The sequence below is a fragment of the Nocardia sp. NPDC004722 genome (assembly GCF_053601505.1).
On the sequence record NZ_JBSGBY010000540.1, the window covers coordinates 1 to 5,863 of the forward strand.

The 5,863-nt window shown below is 70.5% G+C and carries 5 protein-coding genes; 2 read left to right on the forward strand and 3 right to left on the reverse strand.

The genetic code is table 11. From position 1 onward, the window contains the following. A partial coding sequence (locus ACWELQ_RS35810; protein ID WP_452401446.1) for an FAD-dependent oxidoreductase occupies positions 1 to 790 on the reverse strand: 790 nt, incomplete at its 3' end. 153 nt (positions 791 to 943) lie between these two features. Here ACWELQ_RS35810 and thiE point away from each other — a divergent pair. Continuing rightward, complete coding sequence (gene thiE, locus ACWELQ_RS35815) at positions 944 to 1,645, forward strand: thiamine phosphate synthase (protein WP_452401447.1); 702 nt, start codon at positions 944 to 946, stop codon at positions 1,643 to 1,645. On the opposite strand, the gene ACWELQ_RS35820 is transcribed toward thiE, so the two are convergent. Together ACWELQ_RS35820 and ACWELQ_RS35825 are read right to left on the reverse strand one after the other, a co-directional pair. Further along, complete coding sequence (locus ACWELQ_RS35820) at positions 1,646 to 3,829, reverse strand: molybdopterin-containing oxidoreductase family protein (RefSeq protein WP_452401448.1); 2,184 nt, start codon at positions 3,827 to 3,829, stop codon at positions 1,646 to 1,648. 4 nt (positions 3,830 to 3,833) lie between these two features. Next, positions 3,834 to 4,544 (reverse strand): NUDIX domain-containing protein, encoded by a 711-nt coding sequence (locus ACWELQ_RS35825; RefSeq protein ID WP_452401449.1) that lies wholly within the window; start codon positions 4,542 to 4,544, stop codon positions 3,834 to 3,836. Between the two features lie 155 nt (positions 4,545 to 4,699). On the opposite strand from ACWELQ_RS35825, the gene ACWELQ_RS35830 reads away from it, so the two are divergent. Further along, positions 4,700 to 5,863, forward strand: a 1,164-nt coding sequence (locus ACWELQ_RS35830; RefSeq protein ID WP_452401450.1) for a hypothetical protein, incomplete at its 3' end; no start/stop codon positions are given.

The following is a 5,863-nucleotide window of genomic DNA, read 5'->3' on the forward strand; positions in this document are numbered from 1 at the left end:
CGTGCACGCGGGCGCGGATCACGCGGCGCGGCGGGGGCGGGGCGCTGGGGCGGCGGCGCAGGCGCAGGATCTCGCCCTTCACCGGGCGGATCGGCAGGCTCGGCCACAGCTGCGCGGCGGCGGCGCCGGTGGCCAGCACGATCCGGTCGTGCGGCAGGTCGGCGAGGGCTTCGACGCGCTCGGCGCGGAACTCGACCCCAGCCGCGACGCAAGCCGCGCGCAGGGCGGCCACCAAGGCGCGGTTGTCGACCGCGGGTTCGGCGACGGCGAGCAGGGCGGCGCGCACGCCACGACCCAGGCCGGGTTCGGCGGCGCGCACCCCGGCTCGATCCAGCAGGCGGAGTCGGGTGGCCGCATCCGCTTCGGCGGAGGAATCGGAGGGATCCGAATCACCCACGGCAGATATGTCTTTCGCAGATATATCTTTCGCGGCGAGTGCCGGAAGCTCGTGGGCGTTGACGAAATCGGCGATGGTGCGCAGGTCCGCGGCGTCGGCCGCGTCGAGGGCGACGGTCAGGGTCTGGTCGGCGACGAAGACCTCGATGCCGGTGATTTCGCGCAGGTCAGCGGCGAATTCCGGCCAGCGGGCCAGGGAGGCGGCACCGAATTCGAGGGCGGCGTCCTCACCGGGCCAGCCCTCCGAGAGGGGTGCCAGCATGCCGCCCGCCACCCAGGAGGAACCGGAGCCCACGGCCGGGTCGAAGAGGGTGACGGTAAAGCCCGCTCCGGCGGCCCGCCAGGCCGCCGACAGTCCGATCACACCGCCGCCGACGACGGCCAGAGTCCGCATGTGAATCCACCTAACTCGTCCCGGCACCTCCGGGACCTGCATATATACCCTTCGAAACAGAAATTTCACCGGGAGCGTCGCGCGCCTTCGCGCCGGGTGCGCTCCCACGGGTCGTTTCGACTCAACCACCGTAGCGCGACTACCGTCGGGGTCGTGCAACCGTCCCACCCGAACCGACCGGTATCCCCCAGGGAGCGTCTCGCGACCGCACGGCTCTACCTGTGCACCGACGCGCGCCGCGACACCGGCGACCTCGCGCAGTTCGCCGAGGCCGCTCTGGCCGGGGGCGTCGACATCATCCAGCTGCGCGACAAGGGCTCGCGCGGGGAGAAACAGTTCGGACCGCTCGAGGCCAAGGGCGAGCTCGGCGCGCTGGCCGAGCTGAAGGCCGTGGCCCGCCGCCACGGCGCGCTGGTCGCCTGCAACGACCGCGCCGATATCGCGCACGCCGCGGGCGTGGACGTGCTGCACCTGGGCCAGAACGACCTGCCGCCCTGGTACGCCCGCCAGATCGTGGGCCCCGACGTGGTGCTCGGCCGCTCCACCAACAACCGCGCGCAGGCCGGACTGGCCGCCATCGACGAGCACATCGACTACTTCTGCACCGGCCCGGTCTACGCCACCCCGACCAAACCCGGCCGCACCCCCGCGGGCCTGGACCTGGTCCGCTCCACCGCCGACTCCCACACCCGCCGCCCCTGGTTCGCCATCGGCGGCATCGACGACGCCCGCCTCCCCGAGGTGCTCGCCGCGGGCGCGACCCGAATCGTCGTGGTACGAGCCATCACCGAGGCCAGCGACCCCACCGCCGCCGCGCGGGCGATCAAGCAGCGGATCCTGGAAAACGACCGCTGATCAGCCGACCGGGTCGAGGCGGATGGGGACGCCGTTGAGGTTGGACATGCCTGCCAGTTGTTCGACGTCGGCGATGTCGGTGGACATGAGGTCGTTGACGTTCGCGCCGCCGGCGGCGTTCGCCAGTTGCCAGCCGCCGTGGTGGCCCCAGCCGTGCGGGATGGCTACCGCGCCCTCGACCATGTCTTCGGTGAGGCGGGCGGTCACTTCGATGCAGCCGTGAGCGGAGGTGACCTTGCAGCGGTCGCCGTCGGAGATGCCCGCTACGGCTGCGTCTTTGGGGTTGATGCGGGCGGCGTGTTCGCGGTCGCCGCGCATCAGGGGTTCGAGGTTGTGCATCCACGAGTTGTGGGATTTCAACTCGCGCAGGCCGATGACGCGCAGCGGGTAGATCGGGTCGGCGGGGCGCACGGTGAGGGTGGACAGCTCGAGGATGATCTCGTCCGGGTCGAGGCGGACGCGACCGTCCTTGTGCTGCACCACCTCTCGCAGCACGCCCGTGGTGACGTTGTCGGCCAGCACCACGCCGTGCGGGTGTCGCCGCAGCATGCGCAGGCTGATTCCGTTGCGGCGCAGGCCGAACAGGTCGCCGTAGGGCCCGGTGCGCAGGGCCAGGTCGGCCAGCATCGTCGGGGTGGGCCGGGCCGAGCCGAGGCCGGGGACACGCCGCCGCAGGGTGCTGAGCAGGCGGCCCACCGGGCGTGCGGGCCCGACGGCGAAGGGCTGCACGCCGATTCGGGTGGCGATGGCGTCGATGATCCGCCATTCCTCGCGGGCCTCACCGTAGGGTTCGAGCACCCGCTCGGTGTACTGCGTGTACGGGGTCGGGGAGAGCGCGGTGAACGGGAGCGGAATGTCGTCGCGCTCCAGGAATGTGGTGGCGGGCAGCACGTAGTCGGCGGTGCGGTTGGTGTCGTTGACATACAGGTCGATGGATACGAACAGGTCGAGTTGTTCGAGCGCGGAAGCCAATTCGCGGCCATTGGGGACCGAGGACACCGGGTTACCCGCCGAAGTGAACAGGGCGCGCAGCTGCCCCGGGCCCGGGGTGGTGATCTCCTTGGCCATGATGGCCGCCGGGAAGGTGCCCAGCACGTCCGGGAATCCGCCGATGCGGGAACGGTTCTTGTCGTAGGCGACGAACCCGATGCGGGCGTTCATCTTCGACACCGCCACCAGTTCCTTGCCGAACACCGAGCCACCGGGCCGGTCCAGATTCCCGGTGACCAGGGCGAGAGCGTCGATGAGGAAGGCGACGAGGGTCGCGTGGCGGCCCAGGCAGGTCCCGGTGCGGCCGTAGACGGCGGCGGAGTCGGCGCGGGCGAGATCCCGGGCCAGCGCGCGCACCCGATCCGGTTCGAGGCCGGTCACCGTGGCGGTCGACTCCGGCGTGAATCGTGCGACGGCATTGCGTAATTCGCGGGCGCCGGCGGCCTGACGGCGCAGCGCCTGACCGTCTTCCAGCCCCTCCTCGAAGATGACTTGCAGCAGCGCGGCCAACAGCCACGCGTCGCCATCGGGCCGCACCCCGACATGTTCGAACAGCTTGGCCGTCTCGGTGTTTCGCGGATCGACCACGACCACGCGCCCGCCGCGCTTGGTGATCGCGGTGAGCTTCTCGCGAATGCGCGGCGCACTCAGCACACTCCCGTGCGAGACCAGCGGATTCGCGCCCAACATGAGCAGGAAGTCGGTGCGGTCCAGATCCGGCACCGGCACGGACGTGGCCGAGCCGTAGAGCAGCTGACTGGCCACGAAGCGGTTGTTCACATCCTGCGAACCCGCCGAATACACGTGCTTCAGTCCAGCGGCCAACTGGAACCCGAGCATCCACAGGGTGTGTGAGTAGGAGAACGTGGAGGGATTGCCGAAATACCAGCCGAGGCTTTCCATTCCGTGCTCGTCGATGAGGCCGCGCAGCCGCGTCCCGATCTCGTCGAGGGCGGTATCCCAGGACACCTGTTCGAACTCGCCGGACGGCATCCGCCGCAACGGATGCAACACGCGATCCGGATCGTTCTGGAGTTCGGTGAACGCGATGCCCTTGGGGCAGGCGTTGCCGCGGGAGAGCGGATGCTCCTTGTCCGCGCGCAATCGGACCAGGCGGCCGTCCTCGACGGTGGCGATCAGGCCGCACAGCGGCTCGCAGATCCGGCAGTAGGTGGGAACCTCGCGCGTGCTCACCTCATCAAGACAACACCTGATCGAGGGTGAGCAACAACACATTTCCGGCCAAATCGGTCTGTTCCGAATCGGATTCGGCCGCATCGACGCCGGGATCGGCCGCCGCTGTTCCGGAAACGGTCAGGCGGGCCGTGCGACCGGACCCGTCGCCGTTCGAGTGCAGCCAGACGAAGCCGTGCTCGGCCAGATCCAGGGTGCGCGGCAACGCGGCCGCCACCGCGCCGGTGTCGGCGAGGCCGTCCAGGCTGATCCGGGTGGGCACGGCGCGCAGCAGCGGCCAGGCCGCCTCGAAGCCGGGGTGCAGCGGCCGGTCCTCGACCTCGTCCTCGGGCACCCAGACCAGGCCCTGACTCTCCTTGTTGCCGCGGGTCGCGAGCCGGTCGGGGGCATCGGCGACGACCGTGGTGTAGGTCCAGCCGCTGGGTGCGGTCGCGGTCACGCGCGAGCCGCGCACCCGGATCGAGCCCGGCTTGATGCCCGCCTCCTCCTCGGCCTCGCGGACCGCGGCGTGCACGGTGGTCTCGTGCGAGTCGCGCGCGCCACCCGGCAGCGCCCAGGTTCCGCCCTGATGGGTCCAGGCGGCGCGGTGATGCAGCAGGACGGCGGAACCGCCGCCGAGCAGCGGGGCGCGCAGCAACAGTCCGGCAGCTCCGTAGCGACCCCATTGACGGGTGCCATCCGGACTCTCCGCCCAACCGTCGCCGTCACCACGCATAGTCACAATCCCATCGCTCACCGGCCGTGCCCCGCCCACCTCGCGCTCGGCGGGCATACCGCGGGCCTTCCCGCGTCACGGCAGCGGTACGTCCACAATAAGCTCATCCGAAAGCAACGAGTCGGTCGTTCGATTTCGGTCAGTGGGAGGTGAGGATGGCACGCACCGAGGAGTTGGGGCTCGACGAGCTGTCCCCACGCGCGGCCGCGGCGGCGTGGCGGGAACGCTTCGCGACCACCGAAATACGGTCCTTCGCACGGTCCTCCCCCGCCAAACTGATCGCCATCGGGCTGATTCTGCTGAGCCTGTGCGTCACCGCGGGCATCGTGACCGCCACCGCGGTGACCAACCGGCAACAGGCACTCGACGTCCTGCTGAGCGAGTCCGAGCCGGACGCCTATTCCGCGCAGCGGCTCTACACCTCGCTGTCGGTGGCCGACGCGTCCGCGGGCACCGCCTTCATTTCCGGTGGGCTGGAACCGAAGCCGGTGCGCGACCGCTACAACCAGGCGGTCGGCGAGGCGGCCGCGGAACTGGTGACCCAGTCCAATCGCAGTGACGGGGACACCGATACGCAGCTGCGCAGCGGCATCGCCACCGGGCTGCCGGTGTACACCGGGATCATCGAGACCGCGCGCACCAACAATCGGGGCGGGCAGCCGGTCGGCGCGGCCTATCTGAGCGAGGCGTCCAATCTCATGCAGGGGACGCTGCTGCCGAAGGCGCAGGAGTTGCAGGAGCATCGCTCCGCCGCCATCGCCGCCACCCAGCACAGTCATGTTCGGCCGCCGTGGCCCGCCATCCTGCTGCCGCTGCTGGCGGTCGCCGCGCTGATCGTGGCGCAGCTGTTCCTGTTCCGGCGCTGGCATCGGGTGCTCAATCCGGGACTGCTGCTGGCCACCGCGACCATGGTGGTGCTGCTGGCCTGGACGGTCGTGGCGGGCTTCATCTCGGCCGTAGACACCACGCACGCCCGCGACGCGGGCAGCATCCCGACGACCGCGCTCACCCAGAGCCGCATCCTGGCCCAGCAGGCCCGCACCGCCGAAACCCTCAAGCTGGTGCGGCGCGACACCAGCGCCGACTACGACCGCACCTACGACCAGGCCATCGGCAAGCTGCGGAACATCCTGTCCGGCTACGGATCCGACAAACCCGGCGCGACCGAGGTGCAGACCGCGACGGCCGCCCTGGACCGCTGGCGCGCCGCGCATCAGCGCATGAACGACGCCCTGTCCAAGGGCGATTTCATCGGCGCGGCGGCCGTGGCCACCGGTCCCGGCGCGAACGAGGCCACCGCCCAGACCGACGCCCTCGAC

Bases quoted from the DNA above. Each gene is read 5' to 3' on its own strand.
- ACWELQ_RS35825 (WP_452401449.1), bottom strand. From the start codon at position 4,544: ATGCGTGGTGACGGCGACGGTTGGGCGGAGAGTCCGGATGGCACCCGT.